Annotated in this window: 18 protein-coding genes; 7 read left to right on the top strand and 11 right to left on the bottom strand. The window is 58.1% G+C overall.

Translation table 11 applies throughout. The annotated features are described in order from the left end of the window. Nucleotides 1-218: 218 nt before the first annotated feature. The 7 genes from murQ to ACIQWS_RS19160 all read left to right on the top strand — a co-directional run bounded on the left by murQ (nucleotide 219) and on the right by ACIQWS_RS19160 (nucleotide 8527). Entirely contained in the window at nucleotides 219-1142 is a 924-nt protein-coding gene (gene murQ, locus ACIQWS_RS19190; RefSeq protein WP_403183655.1) for an N-acetylmuramic acid 6-phosphate etherase, read from the top strand. 81 nt (nucleotides 1143-1223) lie between these two features. Next, the gene (locus ACIQWS_RS19185) at nucleotides 1224-2747 is read left to right on the top strand and encodes an ABC transporter substrate-binding protein (RefSeq protein ID WP_403183027.1); all 1524 of its coding nucleotides are present in this window, start codon (nucleotides 1224-1226) and stop codon (nucleotides 2745-2747) included. 45 nt (nucleotides 2748-2792) lie between these two features. After that, nucleotides 2793-3752 carry an ABC transporter permease gene (locus tag ACIQWS_RS19180; RefSeq protein WP_403183024.1) on the top strand — a complete coding sequence of 320 codons (960 nt, stop codon included), beginning with the start codon at nucleotides 2793-2795 and terminating at the stop codon, nucleotides 3750-3752. Beyond that, nucleotides 3752-4591, top strand: coding sequence for an ABC transporter permease (locus ACIQWS_RS19175; protein ID WP_403183021.1), 840 nt, complete (start codon nucleotides 3752-3754; stop codon nucleotides 4589-4591). The genes ACIQWS_RS19180 and ACIQWS_RS19175 overlap by 1 nt, the downstream gene beginning before the upstream one ends. Further along, entirely contained in the window at nucleotides 4588-6360 is a 1773-nt protein-coding gene (locus tag ACIQWS_RS19170) for a dipeptide ABC transporter ATP-binding protein (RefSeq protein WP_403183019.1), read from the top strand. The genes ACIQWS_RS19175 and ACIQWS_RS19170 overlap by 4 nt, the downstream gene beginning before the upstream one ends. 3 nt (nucleotides 6361-6363) lie before the next feature. After that, nucleotides 6364-7401 (top strand): serine hydrolase domain-containing protein, encoded by a 1038-nt coding sequence (locus ACIQWS_RS19165; protein ID WP_403183017.1) that lies wholly within the window; start codon nucleotides 6364-6366, stop codon nucleotides 7399-7401. A 10-nt stretch (nucleotides 7402-7411) separates the two neighbouring features. Continuing rightward, on the top strand, nucleotides 7412-8527 hold the full coding sequence (locus ACIQWS_RS19160; protein ID WP_403183014.1) for an anhydro-N-acetylmuramic acid kinase: 1116 nt from the start codon (nucleotides 7412-7414) through the stop codon (nucleotides 8525-8527). A gap of 73 nt (nucleotides 8528-8600) precedes the next feature. On the opposite strand, the gene ACIQWS_RS19155 is transcribed toward ACIQWS_RS19160, so the two are convergent. From ACIQWS_RS19155 to ACIQWS_RS19105, 11 genes are all read right to left on the bottom strand, one after another. Next, nucleotides 8601-9020 carry a GNAT family N-acetyltransferase gene (locus ACIQWS_RS19155; protein WP_403183012.1) on the bottom strand — a complete coding sequence of 140 codons (420 nt, stop codon included), beginning with the start codon at nucleotides 9018-9020 and terminating at the stop codon, nucleotides 8601-8603. Nucleotides 9021-9136: 116 nt separating this feature from the next. Continuing rightward, nucleotides 9137-10564 carry a gamma-aminobutyraldehyde dehydrogenase gene (locus ACIQWS_RS19150; protein ID WP_403183011.1) on the bottom strand — a complete coding sequence of 476 codons (1428 nt, stop codon included), beginning with the start codon at nucleotides 10562-10564 and terminating at the stop codon, nucleotides 9137-9139. A gap of 25 nt (nucleotides 10565-10589) precedes the next feature. Continuing rightward, complete coding sequence (locus ACIQWS_RS19145; RefSeq protein ID WP_403183008.1) at nucleotides 10590-11405, bottom strand: ABC transporter permease; 816 nt, start codon at nucleotides 11403-11405, stop codon at nucleotides 10590-10592. Beyond that, on the bottom strand, nucleotides 11395-12348 hold the full coding sequence (locus ACIQWS_RS19140) for an ABC transporter permease (protein WP_403183004.1): 954 nt from the start codon (nucleotides 12346-12348) through the stop codon (nucleotides 11395-11397). Before ACIQWS_RS19140 ends, ACIQWS_RS19145 begins: the two co-directional genes overlap by 11 nt. Continuing rightward, complete coding sequence (locus ACIQWS_RS19135) at nucleotides 12348-13346, bottom strand: ABC transporter ATP-binding protein (protein ID WP_403182999.1); 999 nt, start codon at nucleotides 13344-13346, stop codon at nucleotides 12348-12350. The genes ACIQWS_RS19140 and ACIQWS_RS19135 overlap by 1 nt, the downstream gene beginning before the upstream one ends. Nucleotides 13347-13411: 65 nt before the next feature. After that, on the bottom strand, nucleotides 13412-14572 hold the full coding sequence (locus ACIQWS_RS19130; protein ID WP_346308254.1) for an ABC transporter substrate-binding protein: 1161 nt from the start codon (nucleotides 14570-14572) through the stop codon (nucleotides 13412-13414). Nucleotides 14573-14691: 119 nt separating this feature from the next. Continuing rightward, nucleotides 14692-15600, bottom strand: coding sequence for a LysR family transcriptional regulator (locus tag ACIQWS_RS19125; RefSeq protein ID WP_223614295.1), 909 nt, complete (start codon nucleotides 15598-15600; stop codon nucleotides 14692-14694). Between the two features lie 81 nt (nucleotides 15601-15681). Continuing rightward, nucleotides 15682-16764, bottom strand: coding sequence for an ABC transporter ATP-binding protein (locus ACIQWS_RS19120; RefSeq protein WP_403182995.1), 1083 nt, complete (start codon nucleotides 16762-16764; stop codon nucleotides 15682-15684). Then, complete coding sequence (locus ACIQWS_RS19115) at nucleotides 16748-17860, bottom strand: Gfo/Idh/MocA family protein (protein ID WP_403182992.1); 1113 nt, start codon at nucleotides 17858-17860, stop codon at nucleotides 16748-16750. Before ACIQWS_RS19115 ends, ACIQWS_RS19120 begins: the two co-directional genes overlap by 17 nt. Next, complete coding sequence (locus ACIQWS_RS19110; RefSeq protein ID WP_403182989.1) at nucleotides 17857-18876, bottom strand: Gfo/Idh/MocA family protein; 1020 nt, start codon at nucleotides 18874-18876, stop codon at nucleotides 17857-17859. Before ACIQWS_RS19110 ends, ACIQWS_RS19115 begins: the two co-directional genes overlap by 4 nt. A 3-nt stretch (nucleotides 18877-18879) precedes the next feature. Continuing rightward, on the bottom strand, nucleotides 18880-19653 hold the full coding sequence (locus ACIQWS_RS19105; protein ID WP_403183652.1) for a carbohydrate ABC transporter permease: 774 nt from the start codon (nucleotides 19651-19653) through the stop codon (nucleotides 18880-18882). Nucleotides 19654-19727: the final 74 nt, after the last annotated feature.

Below are 19727 nucleotides of genomic sequence, written 5' to 3'. Positions count from 1 at the left end.
ATATATAATTCCAATTTTATATTGACATAAGGAATAATAAATCATAAAAAGTTAACATAAAAAGAATGAAAGCTGTTGCAGCAGGGAGCGAGCGGCCGCATTCCGAATGCGGAATAGACAATTCATGCAATGCGCGGACGACCCCGGTGAGATGCGATCTCATCGCTTTTCGCCGGTATCGCATTTTGATTAAAAGCAGTTCTCCCGAAAGTTGGCCGATGACTGAGCAAGCGTTGATATCCGAGTTGGAAAAACTGGTCTCCGAGGGCCGAAATCCGCAGACGATGCAGATCGATCTTCTGCCAACTACCGATATTTTGCAGAAGATCAATGATGAAGACAAAGGCGTGCCATCGGCTGTCGAGAAGGTTATTCCGCATATCGCAGCGGCGGTTGACCGGGTCGTCACTGCCTTCCAAGTCGGGGGGAGGCTCATTTATATGGGAGCGGGAACCAGCGGCCGTTTGGGGGTTCTGGATGCTTCGGAATGTCCGCCAACCTTCGGCGTACCCGAAGGCGTGGTGGTGGGGCTGATCGCTGGCGGTCCCGAGGCGATGATCAGGGCCATAGAAGGCGCTGAGGACGATCCGCATAAGGGGGAACGAGCGCTGCGGGACATTGGGCTGACGGCACAGGATGTGGTTGTGGGGATCGCGGTCAGCGGGCGTACGCCCTACGTGATTGGTGGACTGAATTACGCCAAACAGGTAGAGGCTTCGACCATTGCCTTGTCCTGCAACCCGGATTCAATCATTGCCGGAATCGCCGATATCGCGATTTCTCCCGTTGTCGGTCCGGAGGTTCTTACCGGGTCAACCCGCTTGAAATCCGGCACCGCGCAGAAGCTCATTCTCAACATGCTGACGACGGCCAGTATGATACGGATCGGTAAGAGCTATCAGAATCTCATGGTGGACGTGCACGCGAGCAACAAAAAACTCGTGGCCAGGGCGTCGCGTATTGTCATGCAAGCAACCGGTTGTACCACTGAGCAGGCGCGCCAAGCTCTCGATCAGACAAGCAATGATGTGAAGCTGGCGATATTGATGGTCAAAACGGGAATGGACGTGGAAAAAGCGCGGGTGGCGTTAAAAGATGCAGGAGGTTTTCTGCGAAAGGCGATAAATGCGAAGCCGGTGTAAGACCATGACGGTTTAGCAGGAAGTAAAACGAATCAAGCGTCCATAAGGCCGCTCAAAATAGCTCCAGAGGGAAAAAGAAAAATGAAAAGGCGTTCAACAGCGAAACTGGTTTCTTGTCTTGCAATAGCTGCAGCCCTTGGCGCGACAGTGGTGGGTTCGCCAGCAAGCGCGGCAACGCTGCGCATGGCCTGGTCGCAGGACGCGACGGGTCTCGATCCGCACAAGCAGACGGCTTTCTCTTCCATAAGGCTGCTTGAGCTCATTTATGAGCCGCTCGTGCGTCTGGATGCCAATCTGCAGATTGTTCCGGCGGTTGCCGATTCCTGGCAGTTTTCGTCCAACGGTACGGAATTGACCTTCAAACTCAACCCGAATGCAAAATTCCAGAACGGGGACCCGGTCACCTCAGCGGATGTGAAGGCGTCATTTGAGCGTATACTCAACGAAGCGACCGGTGCGGTGGCGCGGGCCAACTTCTTGTCGATTGCCAATATCGAAGCCGTTGATCCTCACACGGTGGTTTTTCATCTGTCCCAGCCGGATGTGCCGCTTCTGACGGCGATGACAAATCTGAACGCGGCGATCATTTCCGCGCGTGAAATTGAAAAAGGAGCGATCAGCACAACGCCTGTAGGTTCGGGGCCTTTCAAGCTTGAAAAGTGGGATCCGAATTCCCGCGAGATACTGGTTGCCAACAAGGCGTGGGCCGGAGGTGCAACAGGTGTAGAGGGCATCAATATCAGTGTTCTTCCCGACGAAACTGCGATCCTGGCGGCCATGCGCACCGGCCAGGTCGATTTTGCGCTGCTGAACGACCCTCTGATTGCAACACTCATTCCACGGGAAGAGCGACTGGTCCTGAACCGTGCACCTGTGCTTGCCTATCACGTGCTGCAGCTTAATCCGTCGCGCAAGCCAATGACCGAGCTTGCGGTACGGCAGGCCATTTCCTGCGCCATCGACCGGAAGGAAGTTCTCGATACGGCTTCTCTGGGGGAAGGCAAGGTGACAGGCCCGATAACGACACCATCCTTTGCAACCGATCCCAACAGCCTGTTCTGTTACAAGCGGGATGTCGAGAAGGCCAAGAAACTCATGGCCGACGCGGGATATGCGAAAGGATTCTCGGCCACGGTCATCGCGGCAACCGGCGAACCGCCAACGGCCGCCGCAGAGGCTCAGGTCATCCAATCCCAACTGGCCGAAATCGGCGTCAAACTCGATATCAAGGTCATGGAACTGAACGTCTATGTCGATACATGGCTGAAAGGCGATTTCGACATGGCTGTTGCCCTGAATGGCGGCAGCGCGGATCCCTATTCGATGTACAGCCGGTACTGGACCAAGACCGGAAACCTGCAAAAGGTTGCAAATTACATTGACGATACCCTGGACAGCCTCATGCAGAAGGGCCGCGCCGAAACCGATCCCGCAGCACGCAAGGTCATTTTCAGTGACTTCGAAAAACATCTCGCGGAGATGTCTCCCTGGATCTGGCTCTATACCTCCTACAGCTACACGGCACAGCAAAAGAGTGTCCAGGGCTTCACCGCAACGCCCATCGGTTCGCTTTTCGGTCTCAGCAAGGTGACCGTCCAGCAATAGCTCGGATGGGATTGCCGATCACTTCTTACCCGGAGACGTTTCTGGATGGGTTATGTTACACGGCGTCTGGTGACGTTTCCGCTGGTTTTGATCGGCGTCTCAATACTTGTGTTCGTTGCAATCCGTCTCGTTCCCGGCGATGCCATCACGGCGATGCTTGGGACAGAGGCCGGACTATTGACGCCGCAACAACGCGTGGCGTTGACGGCCTATTTCGGCCTCGACCAGAATTGGCTCGTTCAATACTGGCACTGGCTGCTCGGGCTTTTCCGTGGCGATCTGGGTATCTCGGTCGCCTACGGAAAACCGGTGCTCGACGTAATACTTGATCGCTTTCCCCTGACTTTGGAATTGGCCTTTCTTTCCATGATCATCGCGCTTGCCATCGGTCTTCCGGCGGGGGTGTTCGCCGCAACCCATAATGGCAGGCCATCCGACCTGACGGTGCGCATCTTTGCCATGGTCGGCCAATCAACGCCGAGCTTCGTTGTCGGCCTCCTGATTATCTACATGCTGTCCGTCGGCTTCGGTGCGCTGCCGACGATGGGAGATTTTTCGCCCTTCTGGAAGGACCCGCTGCGTAACCTTAGCCAATTGATCTTTCCGGCCATCACGCTTGGATTGGCATTTGCCGCTTCCGTCACCCGCATATCCCGGTCGGCCATGCTCGATGTTCTGAGCGATGATTATGTGAGGACCGCACGCAGCAAGGGGGCATCGGCGAGCAGTGTCATCTGGCGGCACGCGCTGCCGAATGCACTCATCCCGGTCGTCACTCTCAGCGGCATGGAATTTGGTTATCTGCTGGGCGGTGCCGTTCTTGTCGAGAAGATCTATGCACTGCCAGGATTGGGGCGCGTGGTTCTCGATGCGATATTGCAGCGGGATTATGCCCTGTTGCAGGGAAGCGTGCTGTTCATTGCCTTCAACTTCATGGTCGTCAATCTTCTGGTCGACCTCGCTTATTCTGCGCTCGATCCCCGTATTCGTTTGGGAGAACGGTAATGCGCATCCTCCGCGCCATTTTTGGACACACAAGCGGGAGAATAGGCGGGATCATCGTCATGCTCTACCTCGTGATCGCCTTGCTCGGCCTCATGGGTTTCACACCGCATGACCCGTTGATGCAGAACCGCCTGGACCGCCTGCATTCCCCCACCATCACCTATTGGATGGGTACCGACCTGTTTGGTCGCGATGTCGCCAGCCGTCTCATGCGCGGGGTAGGGCAGTCCTTTACGGTGGCCTTCCTGTCGGTTGCCTTTGCATCGCTTGCGGGAACTGTCCTTGGCCTGGCCGCGGCATGGTTCGGCCATCGGCTGGATGGCATCATCATGCGCCTGATGGATGTGTTGCTGGCATTTCCAGCCATTCTTCTCGCCCTTTTGGTTGTTGCCATTGTCGGACCGGGAACCTGGACCAGTGTTGTGGCGATCGGGATTGTCTACACGCCCATATTCACCCGTGTCGTGCGCGGGCCGGCGCTGTCACTGAAGGCACGCGATTTCGTTGACGCGGCGCGCACGTTCGGCAGCAGTCGCACATATATCCTGACGCGGCATCTCCTGCTCAATCTGGTGGCGCCGCTAACGGTTCAGATCACCCTGGCGCTGGCATGGGCTCTCCTGACCGAAGCGGGCCTCAGTTTCCTTGGTCTTGGCACACAGCCGCCCGCATCGTCGCTCGGTCTGATGTTGAGCGACAGCCGCAATCTGATGGAAACAGCCCCATGGCTGCTGATCTTCCCCGGCCTTGCAATCATGGTGAGCATCCTTGGTTTCAACCTGCTTGGCGATGCGTTGCGCGATATCCTTGATCCGAGAATGCGGAGGTCAAACCCATGAGCCCGCTGCTCTCTGTCCGTGATCTGCGCGTCGGCTTTGGCCACGACCCTGAGGTCAATCAGGTTGTGCGCGGCGTAAGCTTTGATGTGGCCGCCGGAGAAACACTGGCAATCGTCGGTGAAAGCGGCTCCGGAAAATCCGTCACGGCGCTCTCGATCAATCGGCTCGTTGATTTTGGCGGGGGCCGCATCGTCTCCGGTTCCATAAAGCTGAAACGGCCCGATAACAGCATTCTGGACCTGACGGCCGCGACGGAACTGCAACTGACAAAAGTGCGCGGCGCTGAAATCGGCATGATTTTTCAGGAGCCGATGACATCGCTCAATCCCGTGCTTTCTATAGGCACGCAGATTGAAGAATCCTTTCGGCTCCATCGAGGACTGACCGGAAAGCAGGCGCGTGCGGCTGCCAAGGACGCGCTTGATCGTGTGCGGATTCCCGACGCTCTACGGCGCTTGAGCTATTATCCCAACCAGCTATCAGGCGGCATGCTCCAGCGCGTCATGATAGCAACGGCTTTGGCGTGCAACTCCCGTCTGCTGATTGCCGATGAGCCCACCACGGCATTGGACGTCACCGTGCAGGCACAGATCATGGCGCTTCTCGCAGAATTGAAGCGGGAAACCGGGATGTCGATGATTTTCATCACGCATGACATCGGCCTCGTCGCGGGAATTGCCGACAGGGTCATGGTGATGCAGAACGGGCAGGCGGTGGAACAAGGGGAGTTGAACCAGATACTCGATCACCCGCAACATCCCTATACGCAACATCTCCTGCATGCCGTCCCGCATTTCGCCCGCGGGCAGGCAGCGCGTACCGACGGCAAACGCAACAGCGAGGCATCGGTCGATCCGGCTCTCAGGGTTGACGGGCTTACCGTGCGGTTTCCGGTTACGTCAGGCATTTTTCGCCGCCCCGCCGGTGCGGTTCACGCGGTGGAGGGCGTGGATTTTGATCTGATGCCGGGGGAAACACTGGCGATTGTCGGCGAAAGCGGCTCGGGGAAATCGACAACGGCGCGCACCATTCTGGGTCTGACAAAATCCACCCGCGGCACCTTTTCTGCCGACAGGCAGGAAGCCTCCGCGCGGCGAAGCCAGCAACTGGTGCAGATGGTTTTCCAGAACCCCTATGCTTCGCTCAATCCGCGGCTCTCCATTGCGAGCATTCTTGCGGAGCCGGTGATTGCTGCAGGCGGGCGGCTCGATGTCCAGACGCGCGAGAGAATGTCCACGCTGATCGAGCGCGTCGGCCTGCCGTCCAACAGCCTTGACCGCTATCCGCATGAATTCTCCGGCGGTCAACGCCAGCGCCTGTGCATTGCCCGGGCGCTGATGCTGAACCCTTCCGTTGTGGTTCTGGATGAAGCGGTTTCGGCGTTGGATGTGTCCGTGCAGGCCAAGGTATTGGATCTGCTTGTCGACCTGCAACGGGAATTCAATCTGGCTTATCTGTTCATCTCGCATGACATGGCCGTTGTCGAGCGGATCGCCCACAGGATTGCCGTCATGTATGCCGGACAGATTGTTGAAATCGGTCGTGCTGCAGCGGTGCTGGCAAATCCGCAGCATTCCTACACGCAAAGGCTCATTGCCGCCGTTCCGACAGTCAGCCGCCGCAAGGAGCACTTTGAACTGGATACGCGGCAGGTGCCGTCCCTGGTGCGCCAGCCGGGTTTTGAACCCGCCCCGGCAGACTGGACGCATTTTGGTGCCGATCACAAGGCACGTACCGAAGCTCCACCATATACGCAAACGGCGGGATAGATCATGAGTGCATCTGATCGTACGGAACAGTTCGCCAATGCCGCGCTTTCCCGGTTGTTCGATCGCGCTTTTGCACCTCTTGCCAGTGCCGTAGCAACGAGCCGCATTCCCGGGGGCGTGTTCGGCATTGTTGATCGGGATCAGCGCCGGATCATCCAGGCGATTGGCTCAGCTCAACTTATTCCAAGTATCAGGCCGATGCGGATCAACACGTGGTTCGACCTTGCATCGCTGACCAAGGTCATCTTTACGACACCGCGCATCCTTGGATTGGCGGAAGCGGGCATCATTGATCTCGATGCACCGCTCATCTCCGCGCTGCCGGATCTACGCCAATATGACGCAAACGCCTGGGAGCGGAAAATCACCTTTAGGCAATGTCTCGGCCATCAGACGCCCTTGCCGGCTGTTGCCCCGATATACACCTATGGCCGCGATCCGGATTTGCTGCGCAGCTTCATCCTGCAGCGTGAATGGCAGGCCGGGGAACCTGTCTATTCCGATATCAATTTCATTCTTCTGGGCTTTGTGCTGGAGCGCCTATCCAAGTGCTCCATCCGTGACATGGACCCAGGAGCAGGTTTTGCGTTCTCTGCTGCATCTGATGCTGCGGCGGCCACCGAGGACTGCACCTGGCGGCACCGGGTGCTGTCGGGCGAGGTGCATGACGACAATTGTGCCGCCTTGCAGGGAGCGGGTCATGCCGGGCTGTTTGGAACGGCCCATTCCGTTCTGGATTTCGCGCAAGGTCTGCTGGATGGAACCGGAGCGTCCGAGCATGCGATCGCGCTCATGAAAGAACCTCTGTCCGCCAAACGCACCCATGGGTGGGAGCGGCCATATGAGGACTGGTCAGGCGGAGGATTGTGTTCTGCGAACACGATCGGTCATACCGGCTTTACAGGTACTGGCCTGTGGATTGATTTCGACAAGGGCAGGGCCTGGACACTGCTCACCAACCGCATTCATCCGACACGCCATTTCGACAGTGGAATAACCTTGCTTCGGCAGGAAGTCGGCAATCTCGTCAACGGACAGTAGGAATTCAACCATGGAACCAATGTGGGCCGTTGGCCTGATGACCGGTACCGTACTTGACGGCAACATTGACGTTGCTCTGATCAAAACCGACGGCGAGCGCATAGAGGCGTTCGGCGCTTACGCGCTGACCCCCTACGACGCATCCGTTCGAAGCCTGCTGGAGGAGACGTTGAGCCAGGCCCGTGTCTGGAATTTCAACGGTCCCGAACCGGTGATCTTCCGGCAAGCCGAAGAGGCACTGACGCGCGCGCAATCCGCGGCAATCCAGGATCTGGTCAACGGTGCCGGCCTGACAATGGCCGACATCGGCATCGTCGGGTTTCACGGCCAGACTGTCCTGCACCGCGCACCCCAGGGCGGCCGTCTTGGCGCGACCCGCCAGCTCGGCGATGGCGAACTGATGAGCGCCATTCTTGGAACGAAGGTCGCCTATGATTTCCGCTCGGCTGATATGCGCATGGGAGGGCAGGGCGCTCCTTTGTCGGCGGCCTATCATGCTGCACTGCTGCAGGCTGCCGGAGTTGGCAAGGACACCGCCATGCTGAATCTGGGCGGTGTTGCGAACATTACCTGGTGGGATGGCGATGGTGGCTTTGTCGCGTTCGATACCGGGCCTGCCAACGCGCCGCTCAATGATTTCGTCAAGGCGAAAGGGCTGGGTGAAATGGATCGGGACGGCGCTCTGGCTTTGGCTGGAACGGTTGACGAAGAACGCCTTTCCACGCTCCTGCAGCATCCTTATCTGACAACACCTTATCCAAAATCATTGGACCGCTTCGATTTTGGCGCGGAAATGGCCGATGGCCTCAATGCACGGGATGGGGCGGCACTTCTGTCGGCATTTACCGCATCTTCCGTGGGCAAAGCGCTCGATCTCTTGCCGCAACGGCCCGGTCGGCTGGTGGTTTGCGGAGGTGGTCGCCGCAATCCGGCGATCATGGCCATGCTTTCAGAGCGCGCCGGCGTCGAGGTCCTGTCCGCCGAAACCTTGGGTTTGCGCGGGGACGCGGTCGAGGCGGAATGCTTTGGTTTTCTTGCGGTGCGTGTTCTCAGGGACTTGCCGATCAGTTTCCCGACGACGACAGGCGTTCGCGAGCCCACGCGCGGCGGACGCATCGCAGGCTAGTGGAACTTTGATTCTGACATTTGCCTCAATGGCCTGTATAAGAGGGATGCAAATGTCAGAATCGGACCACTAGTCAGAGCCGTTTCTGCAGGAAGATGCGGTCACGCCCCATCGGAAAATCGGGCAGGGTGGCAAAGGTCTGATATCCCTGCTTCTGATAAGCCTTCGCGGCCCTTGGATTGAACGTATCAATATATGCGCCATGGCATCCGCGTTTCGCGGCTTCCTGTTCTGCGGCATCCAGCATTCTGCCTGCCATGTGCTGTCCGCGAAAACTCTCATCCACCCACAGCCATTGAACGTAGAGCCATCCCCACGCGGTGTAGCCCGATATTCCACCGACAACCCTATCCGCTTCATCACGCACAAAGACCGCAAGGGCCACTCTTTGGCCCGGCCCGACGTCGCCATCATTGAATGCCGTCAGCTGATCTCCCAGGAATTTGAGATCGGTTGGCGAGGGGGCTTCTGTGACTTCGAGATGGATGTTCATTCTACCGCATGGATAAGTCAGGACCGTAAAATCAGGCTAGAATAATAAATTCCTGATTTCAATGTTTTATGGATATTTTATTCCTTTGGCGCCGTCGCGCTGCCGGAAACGGGCCTTCAGCCGTGGTTGATCATGATATGGCGAACGGCCGTATAATCCTCCAATGCGTAGATCGACATATCCTTGCCATAGCCTGACTGCTTCACGCCGCCATGCGGCATTTCATTGGTCAGCATGAAGTGGGTGTTGATCCAGGTGCAGCCATATTGCAGCCGCGATGCGGTTCCCATCGCCTTGGAAATATCTTTCGTCCAGACCGAAGAGGCTAGGCCGTAATCGCTGTCATTGGCCCATCTTACCGCCTCATCATCGGCACGGAAACGCGTGACGGAAACCACCGGACCGAACACCTCGCGGCGGACAATCTCGTCCTCCTGCGTCGCACCGGCAACGACGGTGGGCTGGAAGAAGAAGCCATTGGTGCTGCCCGCATGGCCGCCCGTGGTAATCTCAATGTGCTTCTGTTCCGTTGCGCGCTCCACAAAACTCGCCACACGATCGCGCTGGCGGCTGGAGATAAGCGGTCCGATCTCATTGACCGTATCGTCGGCGTCATTGAAGCGGATGGTGGAGACGGCAAAGGTGAGGTCCGCCACCAGTTTCTCGTAGATGCCATCCTGCGCATAGATGCGGCAGGCAGCCGTACAATCCTGGCCGGCATTGTAATAACCGAAGGTACGGATACCGTTGACCACGGCGTCAAGGTCCGCATCGTCATAGACGATGACAGGCGCCTTGCCGCCCAGTTCCAGATGAGTCCGCTTGACCGTCTTGGCGGCGGCCTGCAGCACCTTCTTGCCCGTGGCAATATCGCCGGTGATGGACACCATGCCAATCTTGGGGTGGTTGATCAGCGCGTTGCCGACCGTGTCGCCGCGGCCAAGAATGACGTTGACCACTCCTTCGGGGAGAATATCCGCCAGAAGCCGCGCCATTTTCAGCGCTGTCAGCGGTGTTTGTTCGGATGGCTTGAACACCACCGTATTGCCACCTGCAATGGCAGGCGCAAGTTTCCACGCCATCATCATCAGCGGGTAATTCCACGGCGCAATCGATCCGACAATGCCGACGGCATCGCGGCGAACCATTGAGGTGTGGCCAGGCAGATATTCCCCCGCGACAGGCGCATGCATGGAACGGATGGCTCCGGCAAAGAACCGCCAGCAATCGATGATGGCCGGAAGCTCGTCATTGCGCACGGCATTGATCGGCTTGCCGCAGTTGAGCGCTTCAAGCGCGGCGAAATCATCCGCATGTTTTTCAATGGCATCGGCAATCCGCAGGAGATAACCGGAGCGCTCGGCAGGTGTTGTCAGCGACCACGTCGCAAAGGCCCGTTCGGCCGCGTCGACAGCCGCATCGATCTGACTGTGGGAGGCTTCGGCAAGATCAATGATTGTCGCGCCGGTCTTCGGATTGAGGATATGTTCTTCGGCCTCGGTTCCGGCGACGAATGTCGACCCGATCAGCAGTTGCGTATCCATGTGTTGTTCTCCCATAGGCTTTGCATTATTTGCCGGCACCGGCGATCTGGTCGCCGTCGCGTGTGAGATAATAGGCGGCAAGGATCGGCAGGAATGTCACCAGCACCACGACCATAGCGACCACGTTGGTGACGGGCCGCTGGCGCGGGCGGATGAGTTCCTGCAGCATCCAGATCGGCAGGGTGGATTGCTGGCCGCCGGTGAATGTGGTGACGATGACTTCGTCGAAGGACAGGGCGAAGGCGAGCATGCCGCCTGCCAGGAGTGCCGTGCTGATATTGGGCAGGATGACGTACCGAAATGTCTGGAAGCCGTTGGCCCCGAGATCCATCGACGCTTCGACCAGTGAACCCGAAACACGACGGAAGCGGGCGACCGCATTGTTATAGACAACCACGACGCAGAACGTGGCGTGACCAAGCACGATGGTCCAGATCGAGAAAGGAATGTCCGCCATGCTGAAGGCTGATCGCAGGGCAATGCCGGTGATGATGCCGGGCAGGGCAATCGGCAGGATGACCAGCAGTGAAATCGTCTCGCGCCCGAAGAACCGGGTCTGGCTGACAGCAGCGGCGCAAAGCGTGCCAAGCAGCAATGCAATGGCCGTGGCTATCGAGGCGACCCGGACCGAGAGGCTCAGCGCTTGCCATACATCGGGCCGGTTCCAGGTCACCGCGAACCATTGCAGTGTCAGGCCGGGCGGCGGGAACTGGTAGCTCTTTTCTTCCGTGGTGAAGGCATAGAGAAAAATCAGCAGGATCGGCAGATGCAGGAAGAGCAGCCCGCCGGCAGCGGCAATCTTCAGACCCAGCGGAGCGGAGGCGGAACGGTCAGAGCGCATCGAAAGCTCCCATTCTGCGGGCGGCCCAGAGATAGAGCCCCATGATGACGATGGGCACGACGGTGAAGGCGGCAGCAAGCGGGATGTTGCCCGCCGTGCCCTGCTGCGCATAGACGGCCTGGCCGATGAACAGACGCGAAGAACCGATGATCTGCGGAATGATGTAGTCACCCAGCGTCAGCGAAAAGGTGAAGATCGATCCGGCAACGATGCCGGGCAGAGCCAGCGGAAACAGGACATGGCGGAATGTCTGCTGGGGGGTGCTGCCAAGATCGGAGGAGGCCTCGATCAGATTGACCGGTACGCGCTCCAGCGATGCCTGGATCGGCAGGATCATGAAGGGCATCCAGACATAGACGAAGACGATGAAGGTGCCGGTATAGCTGACCGAGAGGGAATTGCCGCCGATCACCGGGAGTGACAGCCACGCATCCAGCAGCCAGAGCAGGTTCAGCTTGGTCAGGAGCCAGGTCAGAATACCTTCCTTGGCAAGGATCAGTTTCCACGCGTAAATCTTGACAAGATAGCTCGACCACAGCGGCAGCATTACCCCGAGATAGAACAGCGCCTTCCATTTTCCCCTGGCATAGCGCGCCGCATAGTAAGCGATCGGAAAGGCGATCAGTGCGGAAAACAGGGTCACGATCGCCGCCATGCACACGGTGCGGATGATGATGTCGAGATTGGTCTCGTTCAGCAGCTGCCCGTAGGTGGCAAGCGTGAACTCGTAATTCACCAAGCCCGAATAATCATCGATGGAAAAGAAGCTCTGCAACAGGAGCGCGAGCAACGAACCCAAATAGATGATGCCGAGCCACAGCAGCGGCGGAGCCAGCATCACTGCCAGGAAAACATGCGGACGCTTCCAGAAGAAATCCGATATGCGGCCGGCGAGACCGGGCCTTTGCGTTGATATGGCCTGTTCGCCGGTGATGGCGCTCATCACACAGCCTCCATGAGATGAAGATCGGCCGGGGCAAAACTCAATGTGACCTTGCTGCCTTCTTCCGGAACAGGACTTGCCGCCGGACTGGTCACATGAAGTTTGGTCCCGCTGACATCGATGGTGATACGGTTCGATGCACCAAGGAAGCTGCGCGAGAGGACAATGCCGGACAGCGAAAGCTGGCCGTCCTTTTTGCCGGTAAGCTCTATGGCTTCGGGACGCAGGCTGGCGAGTTGCCGGCCAGCGCCAAGCTGGGTGACAAATTCCGGTTGCAGGATATTGGACGAGCCGACGAAATCGGCGACGAAGCGCGTCTTCGGCCGCTTGTAGACATCTTCCGGCGTACCAAGTTGCTGGATCCTGCCTTCGTTGAACACGGCGATGCGGTCGGCCATGGACAGGGCTTCGCCTTGATCATGGGTGACAAATACGAAGGTGATGCCAAGCGATTTCTGCAGGGTCTTCAATTCCTCCTGCATTTGTTCACGCAGCTTGAGGTCAAGCGCACCCAATGGCTCGTCCAGCAGAAGGACTTTCGGCTTGTTGACGAGGGCGCGCGCAAGCGCAACGCGCTGGCGCTGGCCGCCGGAAAGCTGACCGGGCCGCCGCGTGCCGTACCCAGGCAGCTTGACCATGGCGAGCGCATCTTCCGCAGCCTTGCGCCGTTCTTCCCGCGCCACGCCCTTGACCATCAGACCATAGGCGACATTGTCGAGGATACTCAGATGCGGAAACAATGCATAATCCTGAAACACCGTATTGACGTTGCGCCGGTACGGCGGCACGCCCTCCGCCGTCTCGCCGAAAATCTCGATATGGCCACCGGTCGGCTGTTCGAACCCCGCCATCAGGCGCAGACAGGTGGTCTTGCCCGAGCCGGAGGGGCCAAGCATGGCAAAGAATTCCCCTTCGGCAACGGCGAGATCAACCGCATCGACGGCGCGGACCGCTCCGAAATGGCGCGATACGTTTTCAAACAGGACAGCAGCTGTCATGTCTCACTCCATGTTTCAGGCATGCTTGCCGGGGCGAACCAGGCACCGCAGCGTGACACCCGGGATCAGCGGCCGCCAATGACACCGATATAATCGGATACCCAGCGGTGATACGGCACGCATTCGCTCTGGCTTTCGCACTTGGCAACCGGCGTCCTCCAGAATTTGATCTTGTCAAAATCATTGTAGCCGTTGGTGGCGCAGCCTTCGTCCGTGAGGAGTTCATTGCCTTTGCAGGCTGCACCGACGGATGGGTTGGCGCCGAACCACGCGGAAACATCGCCCTGCACCTTTGTGGAAAGGCTGTGTTCCATCCACATATAGGCGCAGTTCGGATGGGTGCTTTCCGCATGCAGCATGGTCGTATCAGCCCAACCGGTTGTGCCTTCTTCCGGGAAATTCGAAGCAACCGGTTGCTTTTCCGACTTCAGCAAATTGACCTGAAATGGCCACGAACCGGAAGCGACAACGCCTTCATTCTTGAAGTCATCGACCTGGATCATCGCATCGTGCCAGTAACGTCCGGCAAGCTTGCGCTGCCCGCGCAACAGCTCGAGCGCTGCCTTGTACTGGTCTTCGTTCAACTCATAGGGGCTTTTGATGCCAAGTTCCGGCTTGTGGAACATCAGGTAGTTGGCGGCGTCGGCTATATGGATCGGACCGTCATAGGCCTGTACGCGACCCTTGTTGGACTTGCCGTCCGGCAGGGTCATTTCCTCAAAGACAACGTTCCAGCTCTTTGGCGGTTTACCTTTGAAGACTTCGGTATTGTACATCAGGACGTTCGGACCCCAGACATAGGGCACACCATAATGCACGCCCTTGACCGTGTACCAAGGAGCATCCTGCAGGCGTTTATCGATTGTTTTCCAGCTCGGGATAAGATCAGTGTTGATGGGCTGGACGCGTTTGCCGGCCACGAGGCGCAGCGAGGCGTCACCGGAAGCGGTTACGAGATCGAAGCCGCCTTCGTTCATCAGCGCCACCATCTCGTCCGATGTGGCTGCCGTCTTGACGCTGACCTTGCAGCCGGTTTCCTTTTCGAAGCCGGTAACCCAGTCATAGGCCTTGTCGGTGTCGCCGCGCTCGATATAGCCGGCCCAGGCAACGATGGAGAGTTCGCCTTCGCCCTTGCCCAATTGCTTCAAGGCCTCCTGAGCCATGACCTGCGTGCAGAAGGCAAGCGAAAGGGTCAGCGCTGTGCAGGATTTCAGAAACTGCTTCATCTCGAGTCTCCCGATTGTGGTGCCGCCTTTGCGGCGTGTGTTCCCGGGAGAAAAAGTGCCTCTCTTTTGCCGCTTTCGCAAATTCATTAATCAGAAGGGCGCTATCGGTTTTTCCGATATCATCGAGTGCGGCCGCTGCGCAGCGCTTCGGCGATGCCGACAAAGTCACGCGCCGCTTGCGGCAGGCTGGATCCCTTGCGCCAGACCATGCCTACCTGCACCACCGGGAGCGCGCCGGATACGTCACGGCTTTCGATACGGTCGCCTTCCAGCGACCAGGGGCGGTAGACCAGATCTGGCAATAGCGCGATGCCGGCGCCAGTTGCCACGAGGCTGCGGACCGCTTCGACGGACCGGGTACGGAAAGCGACGTGCGGGCGGGCGCCCAGTGCTGTCAGCAGCTTGCCGGTGTTCTCCTCGATTTCGTCGACCGTCAGCATGATCAGCGGTTCCTTGGCGATATCATTGATGGAAATGATATCGGCGCTGACCAGGGGATGGCCAAGCGGCAGCCAGAGCCGGTAGGGCGAGGTCTCGATGATTTCCGCCTGCAGGGCCATGCGGTCGCGCAGGTTGGAAATGACCATGACGGCGACATCCAGCTCGCCGCCGATCAACAGGTGCTCGAGATAAGAGCCATTGTCCTCGATGGCGCTGACCTCCACTCCCGGGCACGCACGGCGATAGCGGGCGAGCAGATCGGACAGGACATAACCGGCGACGAGCGAGGTGACACCCAATTGCAGCTTGCCGGCATCGGTCGGCCTGTCCTCGGAGAAGGAGCGGCGCGCATCGGAAACATCGGCCAGTATCTTGGTGGCGTGGCGCAGGAACTGATGGCCGTTATAGGTGATGTGCAAGCCGCGCGGGTGGCGCTCGAACAGCTCGACGCCCAGATCGGTTTCCAGCTCCTTGATGGCTTCGGTGATGGATGACTGCGAAATCGACAGGTTCTGTGCGGCACGGGTGATCGAGCCCTGTTCCGCGACGGCGACGAAATATTGCAATTGCCGGAGTGTGAATGCCATGTACGGATTAATACCGGCAAAGCGGAGCATGGCAAGCGGTCTGACGCGGGACGGCCATCCGCGCCAGACCGTCCGTTTCCATCAAACGAGCTTTATGATCTGCGGCAGTCGGGCGCCCGCCACCACATTGCCATCGGCCGCAAAAAGATGGGCCTTGGCCGGATCGAAAAAGGCCTCCAGCGTTTCTCCAACGGCGACCTGTCCATCGAGAACAACCGTAATGGTTTGTCCGTTCGCCGCGGTTGCGTAGACCACGGTTTGACCGCCCAGGCTCTCGACCAGCACGACTTTCAACGGACCGAGGGAGGCACCGGTATTGGGGTCGATGGTGATATGTTCAGGACGGATCCCCAGTGTCATCGGGATGTCCGGCCGCCCGCCCGCTGCTGATCCAGTTGCGTCAGCATCGACCCCGATCTCTGCGGCGGATATCTGCAGGAAATTCATTTTCGGCGAGCCGATAAAGCCGGCGACAAACAGGTTGCGCGGATGATTGTACAGATCAAGGGGCGCACCGACCTGTTCGATCCTGCCATCGCGCAAGACAACGATCTTGTCCGCCATGGTCATCGCCTCGACCTGGTCATGCGTGACGTAGATCGTCGTGTTACCCAGTCGCTGCTGGAGTTTGGCGATCTCCACGCGCATCTGAACCCGCAGTTCCGCGTCCAGGTTTGAGAGAGGTTCGTCGAACAGGAAGATTTTCGGTTCGCGCACAATGGCGCGGCCAATGGCAACACGCTGACGCTGCCCGCCGGAGAGCTGCTTCGGCTTGCGGTTCAACAGCGGTTCAATTTGCAGAATCTCAGCGGCCCGCTGAACCCGTTTTGCTATTTCAGCCCGCGGCAGCCGCGCGGTTTCGAGACCAAAGGCAAGGTTCTTGTAGACGCTCATATGGGGGTAAAGCGCGTATGACTGAAAAACCATCGCAATTCCCCGCTCTGACGGCGTGACAGTATTCATGCGCTCGCCGTCAATCAGCAGATCCCCGTCGCTGATGGCTTCAAGACCTGCGATCATCCGCAGCAATGTCGACTTGCCGCAACCGGACGGACCGACGAAGACGGTGAATTCGCCGGGATCGATCGTCAGGTTGACGCCGTGGATGACCTGAAGATTACCGTAGCTCTTTACAACATTCTGAAGCTCAACTGCGGTTGCCATGCGGGACCTCATCAGTCTGACGGAATGCGGCGGGAACCCAGCTTTCATAGTTCGGGTGGTCGTTCGGAATGGGCAGCTCCACGTCCTGGTGCGTCAGTGATGAATAGTAGAATGCGGTGACCAGTTCGAGTGCCCTGCGTGAATCGGCGCTTGTCACCGGAAGCACGCTATCATTCTCAAGCGCATCGAAGAACCGCGCCATTTGTGTCTCGAAGCGCGATGGAACATGCTTCCAGTCTTTGAGGAGGGCGTCGATCTTGTCCTTCGTTGCCTGATCCCGTGGCAGGATAACCCAGGGCTTTGCGCCGGGGTTGTAGGCCTCGTGGTCGCTTTCAAACGTCACGTGCTCGAAGGTGAGACGGATACGGGTGATTTCATCGGCCGAGCCCAGGGTGGCGGTGAAACTGGCAAGCGCGCCGTTGGTCAGTTCGATCGAGGCGGTGACGCAATCCTCCACCTCGATCTTGTTGACCCTGGTGGCGACCCGGCCAAACAGACGTTTGATATCCCCCATCAGATAATTGAACAGATCATGCTGATGGATGGCGTGCGTCATCAACACGCCGCCGAGTTCCGTTGCCCATTTGCCGCGCCATGGCACCTCGTAGTAGTCCGGTCCGCGCGTCCAGAATGTTTCGACGGAACCGATGAAGGGTTTTCCGGCGATGCCGGCGTCGATAATGGCCTTTGCCTGCTCGATCCCATCACCAAAGCGGTACTGGAACACCGGCATCAGGCGGCCCTTGGACAATTTCTCCTGGGCGATAACCTGATCCACCTCGGACAGCGACCCGACGAGTGGCTTCTCGCAGATGACGTGTTTTCCTGCCTTCAGCGCCTTCATGACCATCGGGAAGTGCAGTTTCGGCGGCGTGCAGATATCGATGATATCCAGATCGTCCATGGCCAGCAGTTCGTCGAAATCAGTGATCCGGCGCTCGACGGAGAATTCATCCGCAAGCGCATGCATTTTTTCCTCGTTTATATCGCAGATGGCGAGAAGCCTGAATTTGTCGGCATTGGGGACATAGCCCTCGACAATATGGCTTCTGCCGATACCGCATCCGACGACGGCGACTGTTCTGAGACGTGTCATTGTTTCCACTCCGTACCGCGCTCGGCCAGTTGCTGAGCGGTCAAGGCAAGTTTCATGGCGTTGAAGCAGCGTTCCTGTGGCATGGCCGTTTCGGTCCGGTTGCGCACGTCTTCAAGGAATTGCCGCCCAAAGGGCAGGTCGACGGCCATACAGTCCAGGTGCTGGACACCATCCGCATTGACCAGGAAAAGGTGGTCTGTTCCAGGACGTCCGTTGATGTCGATATATTTGCGAAGCTCGATATATCCTTCTGTGCCGAGGATGGTCAGGCGACCGTCGCCCCAGGTGGGAAGTCCCTGCGGCGTGAACCAGTCAACGCGGACATAGCCGGATGTGCGTTCTGTCTTCATGTGGACATCGCCGATGTCCTGCAGGCCGGGCCGACCGGCATTGGCCCGGTTGGCAACGGTGGCCGAAATGATTTCCCCGTCGATCGCATTGGAAAAGAACAGAAACTGTTCAAACTGATGGCTGGCGATATCGCAGAGGATTCCACCGTATTGCGCTCTGTCAAAGAACCAGTCAGGCCGGTGGTTGTTGCGGATGGCGTGGGGCCCGAGACCGACGGTGTTGATAACCTCGCCAATCGCTCCTTGAGCGACAAGGCTGCCCGCCTTGACCGTGGCCGGCACCTCAAAATGCTCGGAATACAGGACACTGTATATTCGCCCGGTGGCCTTCTGGACAGCGCGAATGTCCGACAGCTGTTCAAAGCTTGTCATTCCCGGCTTGTCGGACAGGACATCCTTGCCGTGCTGCATCGCGGTAATCGATATCGCGGCGCGCTCGGCGGGAATTGCGGCTGTCGTTATGATCTGGATGGACGGGTCATCGAAAATCGCGCGCGGATCGGCAACGCGTATGGCTTCCGGAAATTTGCTGGAAAATGCGGCGGCAAGATCATCTTCCCGTGCATGGAAGGAGACGAGCCGTGCGCCTGCTCGTTTCAGGCACTCGACCTGGCCATAGATATGGCTGTGATTGATGCCAATGGCTGCAAAATTCAGATGGGACATGGCTTATCGTTTCATTCCTGTGGTTGCTATGCCTTCGATCAGAAGGCGCTGGAAGAAGAGGAAAAAGGCGAAGATCGGCACAAGGGACAGAACCGACATCGCAAAGAGGCTGCCGTAGTCGGAAATGCCGGTTGAGTCCGTGAAGGTGCGAAGCCCCAGCATCACGGTGTATTGCCGCATATCGCTGAGATAGATCAGGGGGCCGACGAAGTCGTCCCAGGTCCAGATGAAGGTGAAGATTGCTGCGGTTGCCAGCACCGGCGTTGAAAGCGGCAGGATAATCTTCCAGTAAATCCGCCAGGGCGAACAGCCATCCATCATGGCGGCCTCATCCAACTCCTTCGGCAGCCCGCGGAAGAACTGCACCATCAGGAAGATGAAGAATGCGTCGGCCGCGAGAAACTTCGGGACAACCAGCGGCAGGATGGTATTCACCCAGTCGAGGTGCCGGAACAGCACATATTGCGGGATGAGCGTGACCTGATAGGGCAGCATCATCGTCATCAGCATGAGGGCGAACCAGAAGCTGCGCCCCCGGAATTCCAACCGGGCAAAGGCATAAGCCGCCATGGAGCAACTGAGCACGTTGCCTACCACTGACAAGAGCGCAATAACGAGCGAGTTCTTGAAGAAGGTCTCGAAACCGACCTTCAGTCCGTTCCATCCGCGGACATAGGCATCAAAATGACAGGATGACGGCCAGATGCTGACCGATGTGAAGATCTCCTGTTCCGGACGGCACGAGGCCGACAGCATCCATAGAAGTGGATAGAGCATCACCACGCAGGCGATGATCAGGACGATATGCGTTGCGCCCAATGTCAGATATTTTCGCGCGTTCTGCGACGCCT

The sequence above is a fragment of the Phyllobacterium sp. NPDC097923 genome (assembly GCF_044760925.1).
Taxonomy (GTDB): domain Bacteria; phylum Pseudomonadota; class Alphaproteobacteria; order Rhizobiales; family Rhizobiaceae; genus Phyllobacterium; species Phyllobacterium calauticae.
The sequence above is the reverse complement of the archived record's forward strand: the minus strand, read 5'-3'. Positions and strand labels throughout refer to the sequence as shown.